Annotated in this window: 18 protein-coding genes; 16 read left to right on the top strand and 2 right to left on the bottom strand. The window is 45.2% G+C overall.

The genetic code is table 11. The annotated features are described in order from the left end of the window. The first annotated feature begins 109 nt into the window (after nucleotides 1-109). The 11 genes from ACQP6D_RS02920 to nagZ all read left to right on the top strand — a co-directional run bounded on the left by ACQP6D_RS02920 (nucleotide 110) and on the right by nagZ (nucleotide 12294). A complete protein-coding gene (locus ACQP6D_RS02920; RefSeq protein WP_370659349.1) occupies nucleotides 110-1306 on the top strand; it encodes an efflux RND transporter periplasmic adaptor subunit in 1197 nt (398 codons plus the stop codon). Nucleotides 1307-1309: 3 nt separating this feature from the next. Beyond that, complete coding sequence (locus ACQP6D_RS02915) at nucleotides 1310-3247, top strand: MacB family efflux pump subunit (RefSeq protein ID WP_267404516.1); 1938 nt, start codon at nucleotides 1310-1312, stop codon at nucleotides 3245-3247. Between the two features lie 96 nt (nucleotides 3248-3343). Then, nucleotides 3344-4735, top strand: coding sequence for a TolC family protein (locus ACQP6D_RS02910; protein WP_427857384.1), 1392 nt, complete (start codon nucleotides 3344-3346; stop codon nucleotides 4733-4735). Between the two features lie 590 nt (nucleotides 4736-5325). After that, entirely contained in the window at nucleotides 5326-6063 is a 738-nt protein-coding gene (dnaQ, locus tag ACQP6D_RS02905; RefSeq protein WP_267391217.1) for a DNA polymerase III subunit epsilon, read from the top strand. Then, on the top strand, nucleotides 6060-6767 hold the full coding sequence (gene ispD / locus ACQP6D_RS02900; RefSeq protein ID WP_427857383.1) for a 2-C-methyl-D-erythritol 4-phosphate cytidylyltransferase: 708 nt from the start codon (nucleotides 6060-6062) through the stop codon (nucleotides 6765-6767). The genes dnaQ and ispD overlap by 4 nt, the downstream gene beginning before the upstream one ends. Beyond that, on the top strand, nucleotides 6764-7246 hold the full coding sequence (gene ispF, locus ACQP6D_RS02895) for a 2-C-methyl-D-erythritol 2,4-cyclodiphosphate synthase (RefSeq protein WP_427857382.1): 483 nt from the start codon (nucleotides 6764-6766) through the stop codon (nucleotides 7244-7246). Before ispD ends, ispF begins: the two co-directional genes overlap by 4 nt. 81 nt (nucleotides 7247-7327) lie before the next feature. Then, nucleotides 7328-7996: a ribose-5-phosphate isomerase RpiA gene (gene rpiA, locus ACQP6D_RS02890; protein WP_100139840.1), complete on the top strand. Its 669-nt coding sequence runs from the start codon at nucleotides 7328-7330 to the stop codon at nucleotides 7994-7996. Between the two features lie 162 nt (nucleotides 7997-8158). Continuing rightward, a complete protein-coding gene (locus ACQP6D_RS02885) occupies nucleotides 8159-8827 on the top strand; it encodes a thermonuclease family protein (RefSeq protein WP_427857380.1) in 669 nt (222 codons plus the stop codon). Next, complete coding sequence (gene nth / locus ACQP6D_RS02880; RefSeq protein ID WP_427857379.1) at nucleotides 8824-9465, top strand: endonuclease III; 642 nt, start codon at nucleotides 8824-8826, stop codon at nucleotides 9463-9465. The genes ACQP6D_RS02885 and nth overlap by 4 nt, the downstream gene beginning before the upstream one ends. Before the next feature lie 80 nt (nucleotides 9466-9545). Then, nucleotides 9546-11021 (top strand): DegQ family serine endoprotease, encoded by a 1476-nt coding sequence (locus ACQP6D_RS02875; RefSeq protein WP_427857378.1) that lies wholly within the window; start codon nucleotides 9546-9548, stop codon nucleotides 11019-11021. 175 nt (nucleotides 11022-11196) lie between these two features. Then, nucleotides 11197-12294, top strand: a complete 1098-nt coding sequence (gene nagZ / locus ACQP6D_RS02870) for a beta-N-acetylhexosaminidase (protein ID WP_427857377.1) — start codon at nucleotides 11197-11199, stop codon at nucleotides 12292-12294. 65 nt (nucleotides 12295-12359) lie between these two features. Here the strand turns inward: nagZ and adhP are convergent, their stop codons facing one another. Beyond that, nucleotides 12360-13373: an alcohol dehydrogenase AdhP gene (gene adhP, locus ACQP6D_RS02865; protein WP_100139844.1), complete on the bottom strand. Its 1014-nt coding sequence runs from the start codon at nucleotides 13371-13373 to the stop codon at nucleotides 12360-12362. A 594-nt stretch (nucleotides 13374-13967) separates the two neighbouring features. Between adhP and truB the strand changes: the two genes are divergently transcribed. Both truB and rpsO read left to right on the top strand, forming a co-directional pair. Continuing rightward, a complete protein-coding gene (gene truB, locus ACQP6D_RS02860) occupies nucleotides 13968-14891 on the top strand; it encodes a tRNA pseudouridine(55) synthase TruB (protein WP_427857470.1) in 924 nt (307 codons plus the stop codon). Between the two features lie 88 nt (nucleotides 14892-14979). Then, a complete protein-coding gene (gene rpsO, locus ACQP6D_RS02855; RefSeq protein ID WP_100139845.1) occupies nucleotides 14980-15246 on the top strand; it encodes a 30S ribosomal protein S15 in 267 nt (88 codons plus the stop codon). 228 nt (nucleotides 15247-15474) lie between these two features. Here the strand turns inward: rpsO and ACQP6D_RS02850 are convergent, their stop codons facing one another. Continuing rightward, the gene (locus ACQP6D_RS02850; RefSeq protein WP_180295869.1) at nucleotides 15475-16050 is read right to left on the bottom strand and encodes an acyl-CoA thioesterase; all 576 of its coding nucleotides are present in this window, start codon (nucleotides 16048-16050) and stop codon (nucleotides 15475-15477) included. 417 nt (nucleotides 16051-16467) lie between these two features. On the opposite strand from ACQP6D_RS02850, the gene pnp reads away from it, so the two are divergent. The 3 genes from pnp to mpl all read left to right on the top strand — a co-directional run bounded on the left by pnp (nucleotide 16468) and on the right by mpl (nucleotide 21292). Next, nucleotides 16468-18591, top strand: a complete 2124-nt coding sequence (gene pnp, locus ACQP6D_RS02845; RefSeq protein WP_427857376.1) for a polyribonucleotide nucleotidyltransferase — start codon at nucleotides 16468-16470, stop codon at nucleotides 18589-18591. A 749-nt stretch (nucleotides 18592-19340) separates the two neighbouring features. Next, on the top strand, nucleotides 19341-19667 hold the full coding sequence (locus ACQP6D_RS02840) for a hypothetical protein (RefSeq protein WP_427857375.1): 327 nt from the start codon (nucleotides 19341-19343) through the stop codon (nucleotides 19665-19667). Nucleotides 19668-19897: 230 nt separating this feature from the next. Continuing rightward, nucleotides 19898-21292, top strand: coding sequence for a UDP-N-acetylmuramate:L-alanyl-gamma-D-glutamyl-meso-diaminopimelate ligase (mpl, locus tag ACQP6D_RS02835; protein WP_427857374.1), 1395 nt, complete (start codon nucleotides 19898-19900; stop codon nucleotides 21290-21292). Nucleotides 21293-21438: the final 146 nt, after the last annotated feature.

Below are 21438 nucleotides of genomic sequence, written 5' to 3'. Positions count from 1 at the left end.
TATTTAATCATCAGATATATTGATGAGAATGGTTTTCATCCTTTACAATCTTAATCTTTTGCCGCTGGTATATTAAAAAGGGCAAAAACACTTAAGTGTGATACGGATAATGAAGCAAATGAAAAAAAAATGGGTGAAAAGGGTAGTATGGCTATTGGTTTTGTTGCTGCTAGCGGCAATCCTGTGGAACCTATTTTTCAAACCCAAAAATCAGATGAATTTTGTGACTGATGAAGTACGTCGCAGTGATATTACCCAGACAGTGAATGCGACCGGTGAAATTGCCGCGGCTCAACTGGTGGATGTGGGTGCACAAGCTTCAGGACAGATTAAAAAGTTGTATGTCAAACTGGGACAGCAGGTAAAAAAAGGCGACCTGATTGCCGATATTGATTCCACCACCCAGATGAATACCCTGAATACCAATAAAGCCAAGCTGGATACTTATCGTGCTCAGCTGGTATCGGCGGAAATCGCATTAAAAATGAAGCAGCGTGCATTTGCCCGTGAGCAAGCCTTAATCGGACAAGATGCAACTTCCAAAGCGGATTATGATAATGCACAGGATAATCTGGCCGCTGCCCGAGCCAATGTGGCAGAGCTGAAATCTCAGATTCGCCAAACTCAGATTGCTATCAATACCTCAGAAGCAGATTTGGGCTATACCCGCATTACCGCGCCGATGGCCGGCACCGTGGTTTCCATTCCGGTGGAAGAAGGACAGACCGTCAACTCTAGCCAGAACACACCAACTATCGTCCAGTTAGCTGATTTAAGCAAAATGCTGAATAAAATGCAGATTGCCGAAGGTGACATGAGCAAGGTGAAGGCAGGAATGAATCTGACATTCACCACGCTGGCCGATAACAGCAAAATGCGTCAGGCGAAATTGGATGCCGTAGACCCTGGTCTGACTACTATGTCACAGGGTAGCTACAACACCAGTACCGATACCACCGATACTGCCATCTATTACTATGCCCGTGCACTGGTACCGAATGATGATGGTGCTCTGCATATTGGCATGACTACACAGAACAATATTTTTGTAAAAGCCGTGAGAAATGTACTCACCGTTTCCAATCAGGCCATCAAGCATCGTCGCGGCAAAAAAGTTGTTCAGGTACTCGATGATAACCAGCAGGTACAGGAAAGACAGATTAACACCGGCATCACTGATGGTATGCGGACCGAAGTGAAATCGGGGCTGAAAGAAGGTGAAAAGGTCGTATTATCTTCTTTGAGCAAAGCTGAAGCTAAAGATGGTGTCAGCATCGAACCGAAAAAGCGCGGCCCGAGAATGTAAGCCATGAGTCTATTGGAAATCAAAGGTATCAACCGCTGGTTTGGTCAGGGTGAAAACCGCGTGCAGGTACTTAAGGATATTAGCCTGAGTATCGAAAAAGGTGATTTTGTTGCCATTATCGGCCAGTCCGGTTCTGGTAAATCCACACTGATGAACATCATCGGTTGTCTGGATGTGCCTTCCAGTGGTTCCTACAAAATTGACGGTGTGGAAACGGCCACTATGAGTGCAGACGAGCAGGCTGCACTGCGCCGCCGCAGTTTTGGCTTTATTTTTCAGCGTTATAACTTGCTAGGCACCTTAACTGCGCGTGAAAATGTGGCTCTACCGGCCGTATATGCGGGCATGGAACACGATGAACGGCTGCAACGGGCAGATGAATTACTGGCGCAGCTCGGCCTGTCAGGTAAAGAAGCCAACCGTCCTAATGAGCTATCTGGTGGCCAGCAGCAGCGCGTGAGTATCGCACGCGCTCTGATGAACGGCGGGGAAATTATTCTGGCGGATGAGCCCACCGGTGCACTGGATACCGGCAGCGGACAGAATGTCATGGAAATCCTGCATAAACTCCACGACGCTGGCCATACCATTGTGATGGTGACCCACGATCCAAACATAGCAGCCAATGCCAACCGCGTAATAGAAATCCGCGACGGACGCATTATTGCCGACCACAGCAAAAATCCGAATATTCCCCCAAGCCGCATCGAAAGTATCGAAGAGCGCAACTCGTGGCTTTTTTATCGCGACCAACTATTTGAATCGTTTCGCATGTCAATTCAGGCGATAATGGCGCATAAGATGCGCTCATTTCTTACTATGCTTGGTATTATTATCGGTATTGCATCAGTAGTATCAGTTGTGGCACTGGGACGTGGTTCGCAGGAAAAAATTCTTGAAAACATTAATGCCATGGGCACCAATACTGTGTCTGTTTATCCAGGTTATGGCTATGGCGATCGCCGTTCTTCGCGGATTAAAACGTTGACCGTAGGCGATGCCGAAGCATTGAAACAGCAGGACTATGTTGACAGTGTTACCCCTGGTGCCAACACCAGTGGCACACTCACCTATGAAAATCAGTCTCTTTCCGCCCAGCTCTATGGGGTGGGAGATCAGTACTTTGATGTACGCGGTATCAAACTTGCTTTTGGCCGCCTGTTTAATGAGGATGATGTTAGTCAAAACAGTCAGGTAGTGGTGATTGATGACAACACCAAAAATAAACTCTTCGCAGACGGCAGTAATCCGTTGGGTCAGGTAATTTTGTTTAATAAGCGCCCTTTGCGCATCATTGGCGTAGCTGCACCTAATAATAATGGATTTGCTGATACCGACAGTTTACAGCTTTATACACCGTATACCACCTTGATGAACCGCATTTCTGGTTCTAAATACATTACATCTGTTACCGTAAAAATCAAAGACAATGTAAATTCCCAGACTGCGGAAAAGGGCATTATTGAATTACTTAAAACCCGCCACGGTACTGAAGATTTTTTTACCCGCAATAGCGACACCATCAAGCAGACTATTGAAAGTACTACCGGTACCATGACAATGCTGATATCCAGTATTGCTTTGATTTCACTGGTGGTGGGTGGTATCGGCGTGATGAATATCATGCTGGTATCGGTAACAGAACGGGTGAAGGAAATTGGTATCCGTATGGCCATCGGCGCACGTCAGCACAATATTCTGGAGCAGTTTCTGATAGAGGCTGTACTGATTTGTCTGATTGGTGGGCTGGTAGGGGTGTTGTTTTCTTTTGCCATCAGTATGTTGTTTAACATGCTGGCCACCGATTTTGCCATGTCATTCTCAACCATTTCGATTGTGATGGCGGTTTTGTGTTCCAGCGTCATCGGTGTGTTATTCGGGTTTATGCCGGCAAAACGTGCTTCACAGCTAAATCCGATAGATGCCCTGTCGCGAGATTAAGCCTATTACCAGTCCAGTATTCTGTAGCGGAAAGAGGTAGGCAGCAGTAATTAAATAAATGCATTGATGGCTGCTGCCAAGAAGATAAAATTAATCATGATGAAAAATATTTCTGTGAAAAAAAGCACCGCAGCTTTAATTGTAGGTTTAAGTGTGTTGCTGAATGCCTGCGCTATTCAGACACCTTATCCGCAGCAGAGCCTACATCGGGCCGGTATGCTCAGCAGTGCTGAAATTGCCGCACAGTATCAGGTAAACGGCAACTGGTGGGAAATTTATCAAGATGCTACATTGAATCAGCTGGTTACTACAGCACTGGCAAATAATATTGATTTACGGCAGGCTGCTATAACCGCTGAAAAAGCGCGCTACACTGCACGGCTGACGGGCACGGATTTATTTCCAAAAGCCAATGGTTCCCTTGGTGCCAATAGCAGTAAAGACCTGAAAGAGGGCGGAGCATCCAACCGTAGCTTTAGCGGCCAGCTGGGACTGAGCTATGAGCTGGATGTGTGGCAAAAAATCCGTGCTAATACCAATGCTGCTATCTGGCGCTATCAGGCCAGCGAGCAGGATATGGCCGCCAGCCGTTTAGCACTAATAAACAGTGTAGTGGATAATTATTTTCATTTGGCCTATATCGATGGCGCCATCAGTCTGACTAAGGACAGCATCGAGCAATACCGTCAGATTGCTCGTATCTCGCAGGCACAGTATGCGGTGGGTAAAGTGAGCAGTATTAATGCTACTAATGCCAAACAATCTCTACTGAATGCAGAAAACAGCCTGACTTCTCTGCAACAAAATCGTGCCGACGTAGTGCAGACGCTGCACAATTTACTTAATCAACGACCAAATGAAACAACGGATATCCAGCCAACACCTTTGAATCAGATTAAATTCAGTGAAGTGAATCTGGATGTACCTTTATCCGTTCTCGCCAATCGTCCAGATCTACGCGCGGCGGAATATCGCCTACAGTCTGCCTATGCTACCCAGCAAGGCACTCGCCGTAGCTGGTATCCAAGCATCAGCCTCAGTACGGCAGTAAATTCTCGTTCGGATTCGGCAAACTCTGCCTTGCGTTTTCCTGTTGGTACGGCCAGTGTTAACGTCAACCTGCCATTTCTCGACTGGCAGACCTTATATTGGCAAAATAAGCAAGCCAAAGCTGATTTTGACAGCGCTAGACTGACATTTGAGCAGTCACTGACAACGGCGCTAAATGAGGTAAAACGTTATTATCAGCAATACACCCTTAGTCGTCATACCTTAGCCAATTCCGAGCAAAAATATCAGTATGATATAAAAAACAGCCGGTACTACCATGCACGCTATCAGTATGGTACCAATCCGCTCAGTGACTGGTTGGATGCGCTGAATACGCAATATTCTTCTGCACAGAATGTCCTAAACAGCCGCTACAACGTTTTACAAAATGAAAATCTGATATATCAAGCCATGGCCGGACGTTATCAGCCGCGATAATGTGAATAATTTGACGATGTTGCGGCAGATTATTCTTAGCTGATCTGGCTTAATTTGCTCAGAAGAACCTGATACTGGCAAAAAAATCGCCCCTAAAAAAGGGGCGCAAAAAGGAACACAAACCACTACCAATAGTTAACTACCAATATAAATCGTTGCGCAAGCAGCAATTTATATGTAAATCAGTTTGGATATTCAAATAAATCAGTACTTTATTTGGAAAAATTTGTTTTGTTGCGTGAACATAGGGGCATCATAAACAAATTGTTTTACAATTGCAAATGATAATTATTTTTATTTCTAAAAATAATTAGTATATTTTATTAAATATTTGTTTTTATTTAAAATAAAAATAGTCATTTCTTTGTGGTCTATTGTCTAAAAGGGCAAAAAGCTGGTTGAAATCTGATTTTAAGGTCTTGGCAACAGGTTAGAGACCTTTCTGTCTAGGAATCGCTCAGAAATTAAAATCAATCGCTGTACTCAATAGAAAACATACCTTGGTTGCCAATTGCATTGTGCGTGTAATGGGATTTTTTAGTATTATTGTTATTTTAAATCTGCGGTATTCTGCCGCTTAAAGCATTAGCATGCGTCAAATTATTCTCGATACTGAAACTACCGGCCTGTCTGCCAGTAATGGCGATAGATTGATTGAATTTGCCGGAGTAGAAATGATAGACCGGCGGCTTACCGGCAATAATCTGCATCTTTATATTAATCCTGAGCGTGATATACCCGAAGAAGCAGTGGCAGTTCATGGCATCACATTGGAAAAACTGCATGAGATGAAAGCTCCAGTCTTTGCCGAAGTTGCCCAGCAAATAGCTGATTATATCAGCGGAGCAGAACTCATTATCCATAATGCGGGCTTTGACGAAAGCTTTCTGGATATGGAATTTAAAAAACTTAATATGCCCGCTACCAGAACCATTACTGAGAAAATCACCGATACTCTGCAAATGGCGCGCGAAAGATACCCAGGACAGAAAAATTCACTCGATGCTCTGTGTACCCGTCTGGAAGTGGATCGCAGCAAGCGCGTACTGCACGGTGCGCTGATAGACTGCGAGCTGCTTGGTGAAGTTTATTTGGCCATGACCCGCAGCCAGTTTAGCTTGGTGGATGAGCTGATGGCAGGTAACACCGATACCAGTATTGCGGGTGGTGGCCAATATCAGATACAACATACAGCTCTTCCTGTCGTCAAACCCAATGCAGAAGATATGGCGGAACACGAAGCATATTTACAAACGCTGGATAAAATTGTCGGTGCACCATGTGCGTGGCGGCAGTGGCAGCAGCAACAAGAGGATAAATCTGCATGAGCCGGCGTATTGCGCTGATTCCGGCTGCAGGTGTCGGCGCACGCTTTGGTGCAGAGTGCCCAAAACAGTATGTCCGTTTAGTAGGGCGAACGGTGCTCGAACATACTGTCACACGATTAGCCGGAATACCAGCAATTGATTTAGTGTTCATTGTCGTGTCGTCACAAGATGAGTACATCGATACCATATATCCATCGGCTGCTTTACCTCCCAATATCGCTATTCTGCGTTGTGGTGGAGACACGCGAGCGCAAACAGTGCGCAATGGCATCAGACTGGCCCAGCAGCACTATGCCGTTCTGGATACAGACTGGCTGCTGGTACATGATGCCGCCCGCTGTTGTGTTAGTACAGAATCAGTTGAACGCCTAATAAAGGCAGTACAGCATCATCCGGTGGGCGGATTATTAGCATTGCCGGTGGCTGATACATTGAAGCAGGCAGACCCGGCACAGCAGGTCAGCAGGACGGTCAACAGAGCAGGTTTATGGCAGGCTCAGACGCCGCAGATGTTTCGTGCAGGTATGCTGGCTGCAGCACTGGATCAGGCAGATTTAGACGTAATAACTGATGAATCTTCCGCTGTAGAGGCCATGGGGCTTGCACCGCTGCTGGTGGCAGGAGATATCCGGAACCTAAAATTAACCAGTGCACAAGATGCTTTACTGGCTACTTATTTCTTACAGCGGGATAACATTGAATGAAATCTATCAGAATCGGGCAGGGCTATGACGTGCATCAGTTGGTAGCCGGCCGGCCGCTGATATTAGGCGGAGTTTGCATCCCTTTTGATAAAGGATTGCTTGGACATTCAGATGCCGATGTCCTGCTGCATGCGATTACCGATGCTTTGTTAGGTGCTGCTGCGTTGGGTGATATTGGCAAACTTTATCCAGATACTGCTGCTGTGAATAAAGATGCAGACAGCCGCGAGTTGTTACGCGGGGCTTATGCACAAGTGCAGGCGGCAGGCTGGAAAGTAGTCAATGTAGACAGTACTGTGATTGCCCAGCAGCCTAAACTGCGCCCTTACATTGACCAAATGCGGCAAAATATAGCCGCTGCACTGAATTTGCCGGTTGATTCCGTTAATATTAAAGGCAAAACCAATGAAAAACTTGGTTATTTAGGGCGGCAAGAAGCAATTGAGGCGCAGGCAGTTGTTCTGCTTACAGCGGTTTAATCTAATGCAGGCTTGAGCTATAATTTTTTGATACAGACAAACTAATTTGTCATCTATTTAGGATAAACAAGGAGCAGTAGTATGGCAGCACAAGATGAACTCAAGCGTCAGGCCGCAGAAAAAGCGGTTGAATATGTGCAGGAAAACGAGTATCTGGGCATCGGTACCGGATCAACTGTACGTTTTTTTATTGAGGCATTGGCGCAAAGCAGAAAAAGAATCAAAGGTGCGGTGTCCACATCTGCCCAGACTAGTGCGGCTCTGAAGAGCTTTGGTATTCCTGAAGTCACATTGAATGAAGTGAACGGCCTGCCGTTATACATCGATGGAGCCGATGAAATCAATCATTTATTACAAATGATTAAAGGTGGCGGTGGTGCTTTGTTGAATGAGAAGATTGTCGCCAGTGCAGCAGAAAAATTTATTTGTATTGCCGACGAAAGTAAATATACTAGTCGCCTTGGCCATGTGCCTGTACCAGTGGAAGTGATGCCAAATGCCCGTTCACTGGTGGCGCGTCGGCTACTGAAATTCGGCGGTGAACCGGAATTACGTCTAGGCTTTACAACTGATAACGGCAACCAAATTCTTGACGTTGCCAATTTGAATATCAGTGAACCAATAAAACTGGAAGATGCTATTAACGGCATACCTGGTGTGGTTGAAAACGGTTTGTTTACCCACCATCCTGCTGATTTGCTGCTGCTGGGTTGCCAGAGTGGCGTTCAGGTGTTAACAGCCAAAGTCTGAATCAGCTGCGGCAGAGGTGAACAAACATATTTGCACTTGTTTTTGTGCAGCCAGCTATTATCAATACCAGCAGCTGGCTGCCATTGTTTTAATGGCGATTTTTATGTCTGTCAGTCTGAGATACTTACAGTAGGGTTTTTTGAGGGGTAATTTTAGAGGTAAATGCAGAACAGACAAAAAGCAGTAAGCAAATGGCGTAAAATTTTAATCTGGCTGGCGATGGTACTGACGCTGGCTAAAGTTTGGTTGCCAGACAGTATAATTGCGCCATTGCAAAACCAGATACAGAAAGCAGATAGTATTCTGCGTTCCGTACAAGATATTTTCAATGGTAGGCCGCACGTTGCCAAAGGCAGAAAGTATGCACCGGCGAGCAAAGGACGTTACACAGGACAGGTTGACAGCGTACATGATGGGGACACCATTCATGTTAAAGATAATAATGGCTATATGCACAAAATTCGACTGGCCAGTATTGATGCGCCTGAAATCAAACAGGCCTATGGCATTGCCAGTAGAGATGCATTAAAAACGCGAATTGAAGGTAAATCAGTCGCAGTGAATGTTGTGGCTATCGACCAATATCAGCGCGAAGTAGGGCAGATAATGCTGAGCAATGAAGACATAAATTTATGGATGGTACAGCAAGGCTATGCATGGCATTACGATTCTATTGCAAAAAAACAGCAGGATCGGCTGAGTTTTAGCCGCTATCAGCAAGCCCAGCTTCAGGCACGCCAAAAACGGCTTGGTCTGTGGCACAATGCACGTGCTATTGCTCCTTGGCAGTTTCGCCAGCAACAGAAAACCGCTAATAGAACAACCTCATGAATGCACATAAACGCGATGAAATATTTAGTCGTTTGCAGGCCGCCTGTCCGCATCCGACCACTGAGCTGCAATATCATACCCCGTTTGAATTATTAATTGCTGTCATGCTGTCGGCACAGGCCACCGATGTATCCGTTAACAAATGTACCGTGCAGCTTTTTAAGCTGGCACCCACAGCACAGAGCATGCTGGCGTTGGGGCAAAGTAAACTAATGGACTGTATTCGCACCATAGGCTTATATAAAACCAAAGCCAAACATGTGATGGAAACCTGCACAATTCTGGTTGAGCAATATGACGGCGAAGTACCGCAGACACGAGAACAGCTAGAAGCTTTACCTGGTGTAGGTCGTAAAACAGCCAATGTGGTGCTGAATACCGCATTTGGCCAGCCTACCATTGCTGTGGACACGCATATTTTCCGTGTGTGTAACCGGACCGGTTTGGCTCCAGGCAAAACCGTACGCGAAGTAGAAGATAAATTAATGAAAGTGGTGCCGAAACAGTATCGTTTGAATGCCCACCACTGGCTTATTTTACATGGACGTTACATATGTAAAGCACGTAAACCTGACTGCGAACGCTGTTTGATAAATGATTTATGCGAATATCCGGCGAAGGCAACTTTAACTGTCTGATTAAGTAACTTTACGCCTCTTTTCGTTACAATATTATTGATCACCGCTTGTGTAAGAAAACAAACAAGATAGGGAAGTTGATGCGGATAAATCGCAAATATATGTTGACGGCAATTTTGTCAGCGTTGTTGGCGGCAGCTGGGTGTGACCGGCTGGAGCACTGGTTTGGCAAAACAGCCAATCAGGGTTTTGTAAAAGAAATACCTGCCGGCACTGATGGTAACAGCAATCAGGTAGCCATGCTGTTGCCTGATTTTACTCGGCTGGTAGACCAGCAGGGTCCCGCCGTGGTAAACATACAGGCCACCCGAGATAACCGCAGCCTTGACGGCGACATTGAAAGCAGCTCCGATACGCTGCCCGATAATGACCCGTTTTACGAATATTTCAAACATCTGTTACCTAATGTGCCTCAGACGCCACAGACAAATGATGATGAATACAATTTCGGCTCAGGTTTTTTCATTAGTAAGGATGGCTATATTCTCACCAATACACATGTTGTCAATGGCATGAACAACATTAAAGTTTTGCTAAACGATAAACGGGAATTTCAGGCAAAATTGATTGGTGCAGATCCTCAGTCTGACGTGGCTTTATTGAAAATCAATGCGGATAATTTGCCAGTTGTGCAGCCTGGCAATCCGAAAGAATTGAAAGTTGGAGAGTGGGTAGCGGCTATTGGTGCACCATTCGGTTTTGACAACAGTGTAACTGCCGGTATCGTTTCTGCCAAAGGGCGTAGCCTGCCAGAAGAGAACTACACCCCATTTATTCAAACAGATGTAGCCATTAATCCGGGCAATTCAGGTGGTCCCCTATTTAACCTAAAAGGTCAGGTAGTTGGCATCAATTCCCAGATATACAGTCGTAGTGGCGGCTTTATGGGCATCTCTTTTGCCATTCCGATAGATGTAGCCATGAATGTGGCTGAACAGCTAAAAACCACCGGTAAAGTACAGCGCGGACGTCTGGGTGTGGTTATTCAGGAAGTGAACTACAATCTGGCCAAATCTTTTGGGCTCAACAAGGCTAATGGCGCGCTGATTACACAGGTAGTAGCCGGCGGACCAGCAGCCAGATCAGGTCTGCAACCCGGTGACATTGTTGAAAGTGTTAATGGAGAAGAACTAGAAACCTCCAGTGATTTACCGGTCAGAGTCGGACTGCTGCCGCCTGGGAAACAAATTATTCTCGGGATATGGCGTAAAGGCCGAAAACAGGATATTAAGGTAACACTGGATAATATGTCACCAGCCACCAGTGTTCCATCTAGTGCAGCCAGCGACATTATGCCTACTGACGGTGATAATTTTTTAGAACAACACCTTGGTCTGGAGCTGCGTGCAAGCAGTAAAGGGCTGGTGATTGAAGATGTTAGCAAATTAGCTGCACAGGTTGATTTACGTCGCGGGGATGTCATTGTCGCTGTTGGTTCAAAATTGGTACACAATGAGAAGGATTTCGAGCAGGCAGTACAGGAAAGCGGAAAAAGTGTCCCTTTACTCATCCGGCGAGCCAATAATACTTTGTATATCGCTTTGATACTGCCCTAAAAGTACACTAAAAATATTTGGCGGGGTAAACCGTCTTGTCAATTCAATGTGTATACAGGCGTAAATTAATCTATCGACTGACTTTTGTGTTCAGACCGGATTCATCATGTTGTCCCATCATTTTAAATTTTGTCACAGCTACTAATTCAATTATTAAAGGTTCTGGAATCATTCTATGTTGTCAGCACAAACTCCGGTAACAGTACGCGGCCCGATTATGGCCGATGTGGAAGCTTTTCATCTGAGCGAAGTAGAACGCAGACGTTTAAGCCATCCCGCCATTGGTGGCGTGATTCTATTCCGGCGTAATTATCAGTCTCGTGCACAGCTCACTGCACTTGTGGCCGAAATTAAAGCCCTACGCACACCCGAGCTCATCGTTGCAGTTGACCACGAAGGGGGGAGGGTACAGCGTTTTATTCCGGAATTTACTCGTTTGCCGGCGATGCGGACACTGGGGCAGTGCTGGGAACAGCATGGCGCGGCCATGGCTGATAAAATGGCTGAAACAGTAGGCTGGGTACTGGCCACAGAATTACGCGCTTGTGGTATCGATTTATCATTTACACCGGTATTGGATCTAGACTGGGGCGAATGTGCAGTGATTGGTAACCGCAGCTTTCATCAGCAACCAGCTGTTGTCAGTTTTCTGGCACTTGCTTTACAGCGTGGCCTGGCCCGTGGCGGCATGGCTACTTGCGGCAAACATTTTCCCGGACACGGTGCCGCCAGTGGAGATAGTCATTTGACTCTTCCTCAGGACAACCGTAATTGGGATGAATTATGGGCTGATGATATTCAGCCGTTTAACGATTTGATTCATCATGGCATGCCGGCACTGATGCCTGCACACGTGGTTTATCCTAAAGTTGACCCTACCGAACCGGCTGGTTTTTCCACACTTTGGTTGCAAGGTGTGCTAAGAGACAAAATGCACTTTGATGGTGTGATTTTTTCAGATGATTTAACCATGGAGGGTGCCAGCATTGCAGGAGATATTCGCCAGCGTGCAGCTCATGCTTTTACTGCCGGCTGTGATATCGCACTGGTCTGCAACAAACCAGATTGGGTAGATACTTTGTTAAACGATTTTCAGTGGCCAGAAAATAGCCGGCTGGCACAACGCTGGCAAATGATTGCCGGTAAAGGGAATGTGGCGGATTACAAAGCCATCATGCAGGCACCGGAATTTCAGGCAGCACAACAACTGGTTGCTAGTCTCGCTTCCGCGCAAGATATCCTAAACGGCGTACAAGTTGGCGAAGCCTGTTAATTTTGCTCATTCGACAACAAAAAAAGCCATAGTCAAACTATGGCTTTTTTATAACTTTGCCTCAATCAGGCATTTTTAAAATCAATCACCATTCGGCCAGTAAACTTACCTGCGGCCATTTCATCGAAAATATCATTGATGTCTTCCAGCGGACGCATGGTTACTTTTGGTACTACTTTGCCTTCAGCACCAAACTGGAATGCTTCACGCAAGTCTTCACGAGTACCCACCAGTGAGCCTACTACCTCAATACCATCAAGAACAAGACGCGGAATATTCAAATCCATGGTGTCTACAGGCAGAGCTACTGCCACAATGCGTCCGCCAGCGCGTACAGCAGCAACGGCTGAATTAAACGCAGATTTAGCCACAGCAGTCACCACCGCAGCATATGCACCGCCTACTTTTTCCTGAATGATATCTTCAACTTTTTCCTTAGCCGGATTCAGGGTCATATCCGCACCCATCTCGCGAGCCAATTCAAGTTGTTTTTCATTCACATCAATAGCAATCACTTTGGCATTAAATACATTCTTAGCATATTGCAAAGCCAGATTGCCCAGACCGCCTAAACCATAAATCGCAATCCACTGGCCAGGTTGAATATGAGATACTTTAATAGCCTTGTAAGTGGTCACACCGGCACAGGTAATACTGCTGGCTGCTTCAGAACTCAGACCATCCGGTACCTTCACCGCATAGTCTGCTACCACGATACATTCTTCCGCCATACCACCGTCTACAGTATAGCCGGCGTTTTTAACTTCACGACAGAATGTTTCACGGCCACTATTGCAGTATTCGCAATGCCCACAGCCCTCAAAAAACCAGGCCACACTGGCACGATCGCCTACTTTCAGCGAAGTGACATCTTCACCGACAGCAGTAACCACACCAATGCCTTCATGTCCCAGCGTTACACCAGTCACATCACCAAAATCTGCATTTTTTACATGCAAATCAGTGTGACAAACCCCGCAACATTCCATTTTCAGCAATGCTTCATTGGCTTTCAGCGGACGGACAGCTTTGTCCTGAATGGCCACTTTTTTGTCTTTTGTTACTACGGCTGCTTTCATAATGAACCCTTTTCATTCAGTAAAGAAGAAGTGTTTGGCCTGTTAGTTTCTGTTGTCAGAAGTTAGACCGGTAGAACCTAAAAAATCAATCACCAAATAGAATCAATACCAGCGTCAGCATCATCCTGAATGAAAATGACAATCAAATTAATTAACAGAGTGAATTTCCCCCGTCACACCGACTAATTGCCGCCTGAATCAGGACTAACGTATAAATTCTCTGGCAGAGATTCTGACAGATGCTCCCTTGCAATACCAGCAGTAAAACTTAAATAATTGTAACTCTAAACAAAGCCTTTGCGTAAGAATAAATTAATGCCAGATACAATATATGTTTAAGAATTCATAGCAGATTTTAAATAATTGATTAATACTAATTCTTATCCTGCTTCAGCATCAGCCAGAACATCTTAAAACCAGCCTAACAGCAACAAACCACGAATTAAGACAACACATCAATTTGCAAACTTAGCCCTTTCAAGCGTAAGCGCTACTTATCCCTGTTGGCAATAGATACACATACCAGACAGCCGCAGAAACCGTGTTATGATGCACGCGCCTGAACAAAGTAAACCAAATTCCCCCCGAATCATCATGAATACACATATCAGCGGACGCAAACGTGCTCTCAGTGGTGTACTGCTGCTGGACAAAGACAGAGGCATGAGCAGCAACAGCGCTTTACAGCGGGCGCGCTTTTTATATGGTGCCGTCAAAGCAGGACACACTGGTGTACTCGACCCGCTGGCCACCGGTCTACTGCCGGTGTGTTTTGGAGAAGCCACTAAATTTGCCCAGTATCTGCTTGATGCAGACAAAGCTTATACAGCAACATTACAACTTGGCGTCGCCACCAGTACCGGCGATGCAGAAGGCGAAGTTGTGGCTACAGCCGATACCCACATCACACTGGCACAGGTGCAGTCTGCCATCGCTGCTTTCAGTGGTGAAATAACCCAGACACCACCCATGTATTCGGCCATCAAACATCAGGGCAAACCATTGTATGAATATGCACGCGCCGGCATTACCATCGAACGCAAAAGCAGGCAGGTAACCATTTATCAGATTGATATTGTAGAATTTGCCTATCCTACACTGATTATCAACGTGCGCTGCAGCAAAGGTACCTACATCCGCACTCTAGCTGAAGATATAGCTCAGCATATGGGGACAGTGGCTCATCTGACAGCACTACGTCGTACCGCTACCGCTGGGTTTAGTATCGACCAGACCCATACCCTTGCCGTTATCAGCAGTCTGGATGAATCAGCACGTGATAATTGGCTGCTTCCCAGCGATGTGCTGGTACAACATTTACCGGCAGCCACACTTAGCGATAAAGAAATTTTGCAATTGCAGCACGGGATAGCCGTGCATTCCGGACAAAATTATGGCACAATGTGCCCCTTGCGTATTTATGCCGCCAGTGGCCGCTTCATCGGGTTGGTTCAGTATCAGGCTGCCAGCAGCCGTCTCAAAGTACTGCGTCTGATGAGCACCAATGTAGAGAGCTAAATACCTAGTTGGAGTTGGCCGTTGTCAGACATCATTGTTAGCTTGGCCAACTTGTCTGCCGAAAGGCTTTTTTAATAGAGTGAATTACATGTTATCTGTTGAACAAAAAGCACAAATCGTAAAAGATTATCAGCGTACCGAAGGCGATACTGGTTCTTCTGAAGTACAAATCGCATTGCTGACCTTCCGTATTAACGACCTTACCGGCCACTTCAAAGCTAATCCTAAAGATCATCACAGCCGTCGTGGTCTATTGAAAATGGTAAGTTCCCGTCGTCGTCTGCTGGCGTATATCCGTCGTACCAAACCGGATACCTACCGCGAGCTGATTGGCCGTCTGGGTCTGCGTAAATAAGCATGATATATTGCTAAAAAAGCCGTCTTGATTACAAGACGGCTTTTTTTAATTCTATAGTAACTTGTAAAAAATTATCCCCAACCAAAGTCCACCCTATATTTATTTTGCCATCAATGCAGGCAGTAGGCAGAAAACTATATATACGGCACATCCTGTCTTATCGTTGAAACAGACAAGGCCTGTGCTTACCCTTGGCTGAAACGAAAAAGCACAGGCCAGTAAAAATCAGCCTATTTCATTATATAAATCAGGATTTAAACGCGCATTCTGAGTTTGGCACCAGTCCAGATGGTCTTTACTTAAATGAAAAGCTTTGGCCTGAAACTCTTTCAAACTTTCCTGCTGTTCTATTTTACGCGTATACGAACGCACAAAACGGCGTACCTCATTTGGTGTTTCCAAAATCAGCCCGGGTACAGTTTGCGGCTTACCGGTAGCAGAATCAATCGCCACCATAGTGAAATAACTAGAATTACTGTGGCGAATATCTCCGTTAATCAGATTTTCCGCTTCCACACGGATACCAATCATCATCGATGATTTTCCCACATAATTTACCCGGGCCTTAATGGATACCAGATCTCCCACATAAATAGGCGTACGAAAATTGACTGTATTAATCGCTGCCGTTACTGTTACGCAGCGCGCATGCTTACAGGCACAGGCATAGGCCGCCTGATCCATCAGCGCCAGAATACGGCCGCCGAAAATCGTATTATTAGCATTGGTATCTTCCGGATGCATGACCACCGAAAGCAATACATCACTGTCAGTTGGTTTTTTATACAAAAGTTCGGACATAATTATCATTCCCCATTAAAACAGGTACAGCCAATCCGGTTGAACCAATAAAATTAACATCAATCACATTAATTCTAACATATAACCCAATCCAATTAATATGCGCACAAATTGGTAAAAAGTACGATCAGCATAAATATCCGCTCTTTTCCGCCAAAAAAGACCAAAAATACCTGCAAAAACCGGTTCTACTAACTAGTAGACATCAGGTTAGAGATAAGCTAAAAAATATATGTTAGAATTTACCCATAATACAAAGCGTATTGAGGGTTACCACAACCCCATTAATCCCAATCAACCATCATTTGCAAACCTCGCCCGGCCAGAAACCCTACCCATGTGTATGTACAAAGCGTATACATTGTTAGGTTTTTTAGCAGGTGCGACTTTTGCAGAAACTGAAACAGAAAGTTCAGCATGTTCAATAAACACATAAAAACCTTTCAGTATGGAAATCAGACCGTTACTCTTGAAACTGGTGAAATTGCCCGTCAAGCAGCAGGTGCGGTCAAAATTTCTATGGGTGATACCGTAGTACTGGTAGCCGTTACTGCAGCAAAAGAAGTTAAACCCGGACAAGATTTTTTTCCGCTCACCGTAGATTATCTCGAGCGCACTTATGCAGCCGGTAAAATTCCTGGCGGCTTTTTTAAACGGGAAGGCAAACAAAGCGAAAAAGAAATTCTTACCAGCCGCCTGATAGATCGTCCAATACGTCCATTATTTCCTGAAGGTTTTTTCAACGATATTCAGATTGTGGCTATGGTGGTATCCATTGACCCTGAAATCGACTCTGATATACCAGCCATGTTAGGTGCATCCGCAGCTCTACTGCTGACTGGCGTACCATTTGCAGGCCCGATTGGTGCAGCCCGCGTTGGTTACGTAAATGGAGAATACGTACTCAATCCTACTAAAGCACAGTTGGCACAATCTCAGCTAGATCTAGTCGTGGCGGGTACCGAAAAAGCCGTATTAATGGTGGAATCTGAAGCCGATGTACTGTCTGAAGAAACCATGCTTGGTGCCGTAGTTTACGGTCACGACCAAATGCAGGCGGCTATCCGTGCCATTAACGAATTTGCCGATGAAGTTAATCCAGAAATATGGGACTGGCAGCCACCGGCCACCGACGATACACTGATTGCTCGTGTACGCGAACTTGCCGGAGCTACCATTGATGCTGCTTTTAAAATCAAACAGAAGCAGGCACGCACTGCCAAGCTCGACGAAGCTTGGGCCGCAGTAGAGGGCGCATTGATTACCGAAGAAACCGATACACTGCTAGCCAATCAGATTCGGGGAATTTTCAAAGATTTAGAAAAAGAAGTTGTACGTGGACAGATTCTTGAAGGCCAGCCGCGTATTGACGGCCGTGATACCCGTACCGTGCGCCCGATTAATATTCAGACCGGTGTTTTACCCCGTACCCACGGTTCAGCTTTATTCACCCGCGGCGAAACCCAATCTTTGGCTACAGCCACTCTGGGTACACAGCGTGACGAACAGATTATTGATGCACTGAGTGGCGAATATACCGACCGCTTCATGTTGCATTACAACTTCCCGCCATACTCTACCGGTGAAGTGGGGCGCATGGGTGCACCAAAACGCCGTGAAATCGGTCATGGCCGTCTGGCTAAACGTGCCTTACTGGCTGTGCTGCCAGATGTGGAAGACTTCAGCTACACCATGCGCGTGGTATCTGAAATTACCGAATCCAACGGTTCATCTTCCATGGCCAGCGTTTGCGCTGGTTGCCTGAGCTTGCTCAATGCCGGTGTTCCACTGAAAAGCCATGTAGCTGGTATCGCTATGGGTTTAATACTGGATGGTAACAAATTTGCCGTTCTGACCGACATTCTTGGCGACGAAGACCACCTCGGCGATATGGATTTCAAAGTAGCCGGTACCACCAGCGGCGTTACTGCTTTGCAAATGGATATCAAGATCCAAGGTATTACCAAAGAAATTATGCAGATTGCACTGGCACAGGCAAAAGAGGCACGTCTGAAAATTCTGACCCAGATGCAGGAAGCCGTAGAAGGGCCGCAGGAATTATCTGCCCATGCACCGCGATTATTTACCATGAAAATCCATCAAGACAAAATCCGCGATGTAATTGGTAAAGGCGGCGAAACCATCCGTACCCTCACTGCCGAAACCGGTACCGAAATCAATATTGCTGAAGATGGCACCATTACCATTGCAGCTACTACCAGTGAAGCTGGTGAAGCCGCTAAACGTCGTATTGAAGAAATTACGGCTGAAGTGGAAGTGGGCAAAGTGTACGATGGCACAGTAATCAAGATTTTGGATAACAATGTGGGTGCTATTGTATCTGTTATGCCAGGCAAAGATGGTCTGGTGCACATCAGCCAGATTTCCCACGAGCGTGTAAAAAATGTTAGTGACTACCTACAAATTGGTCAGCAAGTAAAAGTAAAAGCTTTAGAAATCGACGATCGCGGCCGTGTGCGTTTGTCCATCAAAGCGCTGCTGGAAAAAGCACCACAGGAAACCAAACCTGAAGAACACTAAATTCAGTTGTTACCATTCAAACTGCCTTGCATCGCAAGGCAGTTTTTATATGTGGAAAGCTTGTTGATTAGCCAGATTCATCCACCTCATATACCAACCTGTTGAGAACTATAGGCCAGAATACATCTGCTAAATAGTGTTTTTCATTACTGCAGAGCAATCATCCTTGACAGATTGAGAGCCAAACAAGCAGGAATCAAAACACATGGCAGGGAGTTGCTTAAATTTTAAGCAGCGAAATAAAATTTCATTATAACAACTGCCTAAATTAGTTATCCACAGTTTATGTGCAGTAACATCCCAATATTTACAGGAATAATGTGTATTTATCCCCGCCATGACAGCTTTTGATAAACCTATTTTTAAAAAATAAAGACAATCAGATTAGCTATTTCTATCGTGTGGATATTTCTAATCAGACTTTCCAATGCGCTATTTCAGAAATTTATTTTCCTGCTAACATCTTCTTAGACTATAGCAATGCAAGCATAGCTAGATTAATCAGTTCCAATAAGTTGATGGCAGACATGATTGTTTAGGCTAAAAAATATCCACTGCTGCCAAAAAATAAAAGCACAACATTCATCCTCTTTAGTTTAAATAAAAAGCATATAGGAATATAATATTACAAAAGAATATCAATTTAATAAGGAAACATCATGGGAAACGGTTTAAAACTAGAAAACATTAAGACTTATTTCATACAGCACCAATTACCACCTTTAGATCAGTCTTCAATCATCTATGGCATGATTAATGCCAAAGCTTGGCAATATGCTTTACTATCTGGATTGGCAACTTTATTTATTAGGCATATTCTGATTTATTTTAATGCAGAAAAAATCATTCTCATTGGTCTAACGGCTAACGCCAATTTATCTGAATCTATAACCGTTATTCCGATGACCAAAATTACCAATCTAAGCTACAAAACAGGCTTTTTCAGAGGTGAATTAACGTTTATTTATGAGCAGCAAAAATACACTTTTAAAATTCCAAACTTTATATTAGCCGCCAAATGGCAAAAAAATAATCTGAAAAATATACTGCAACGTTACATCATCAGCGCTTCCTGAGCTGATAGCATTCCGTTAGCAGATATGCAGCTCACTATTAATAATTTCATGTTGTGAATGAAGAGTTCGGATACATAGCTATCAGTACATACTTACTTAGCACACATAAAAAACATCTCAGTACGCCAAAAATCATTTTTATGGCTATCCGCTGCAAAAACGCAAAACAGACGCGTCACAGATATTAACAACGGTCTATAATGCTGGTTTTTAGCGCGCAGAGATAAAAAATGCAGCATATCCACATTATCGGAATTGGCGGCACATTTATGGGAGGCCTTGCTGCCATTGCCAAACAGGCTGGCTACCGCGTTACCGGTTGTGATGCCAAAATGTATCCGCCTATGAGTACCCAGCTGGCTGATTTAGGTATAGATGTGGTAGAAGGGTTTGAAGCAGCACAGCTGGATAACTATCCGGCAGATATCTACGTCATCGGCAATGTTGCACGTCGCGGCATGCCGGTGGTCGAAGCCATTCTTAATCGTAATCTGCCTTATACCTCAGGGCCGCAATGGTTGGCTGAAAACATATTGCAACAGCACTGGGTATTAGCCGTAGCCGGCACCCATGGGAAAACCACCACTGCCAGCATGTTGGCCTGGGTACTAGAAGAAGCCGGTCTTGCGCCTGGTTTTCTGATAGGCGGTGTACCACAAAATTTTGCTGTGTCTGCAAGACTGCCACAAATTCCGCCGGCTACACAGGCTGATAGCCGCGCCGAAACCAGCCCGTTTTTTGTAATCGAGGCCGACGAATACGATACCGCATTTTTTGATAAACGCAGTAAATTCGTTCATTATCACCCGCGTACCGCCATTCTCAATAATCTGGAATATGATCACGCCGACATATTTCCTGATTTGTCTGCCATCCAGACCCAGTTTCACCATCTAGTACGTACCATCCCCAGCGAAGGACTAATTGTAGTCAACGATGAATCCCAAGCATTATCCGAAGTATTACAACAAGGCTGCTGGTCTCAAGTAGAAGGCTTTGGCTCTGGTAAAGACTGGCAGGTAGGCGAAGTGTCTAAAACAGGTGGTTTTGATGTGCTTTTTCATCAGCAGAAAGTCGGCCATATCGAATGGCAACTGCTTGGACAGCATAACCGCATGAATGCGCTGGCTGTCATTGCTGCCGCTCGGCATGTAGGTGTGACCGTAGAGCAATCATGCGCCGCACTGTCACGTTTTCAGAATGTCAAACGACGCATGGAAATCAAGGGCGTCGTCAACAATATTACCGTATATGATGATTTTGCTCATCATCCCACCGCTATTGCGACCACCATTGCTGGCTTACGCCAGAAAGTCACTGATGCCCGTATTTTGGCTGTATTGGAGCCGCGTTCTAATACTATGAAACTGGGTACCATGAAATCAGCATTGCCCACCAGTTTGGCCGAGGCCGATAAAGTATACTGCTATGCCGGTGGTGTGGACTGGGATGTAGCAACAGCATTAAGTCCGTTGCAAAACAAAGTGGAAGTATTTCAGGATATGCCGTCACTAATCGCGGCCATTGTAGAAGAAGCTAAGCAGGGCGATCATATTCTGGTAATGAGCAACGGCAGCTTTGGTGGTATCCATCAACAGCTACTAACAAAACTATCAAATAAATAGCTGATAAATCATCATTGGTAAAACAAACCAAAACCAAAAAGATATAGCTATTCTCAGTATGTCAAGCCGGTTGCTCCCATGTGGGTAGCCGGCTTTAATTATTTAATCAGAATATTCAAACAGCTTATACCAATTCACAATTGTTA

The sequence above is a fragment of the Snodgrassella sp. CS2 genome (genome assembly GCF_050310315.1).
Classification (GTDB): Bacteria; Pseudomonadota; Gammaproteobacteria; order Burkholderiales; family Neisseriaceae; genus Snodgrassella; species Snodgrassella alvi_E.
The sequence above is the reverse complement of the archived record's forward strand: the minus strand, read 5'-3'. Positions and strand labels throughout refer to the sequence as shown.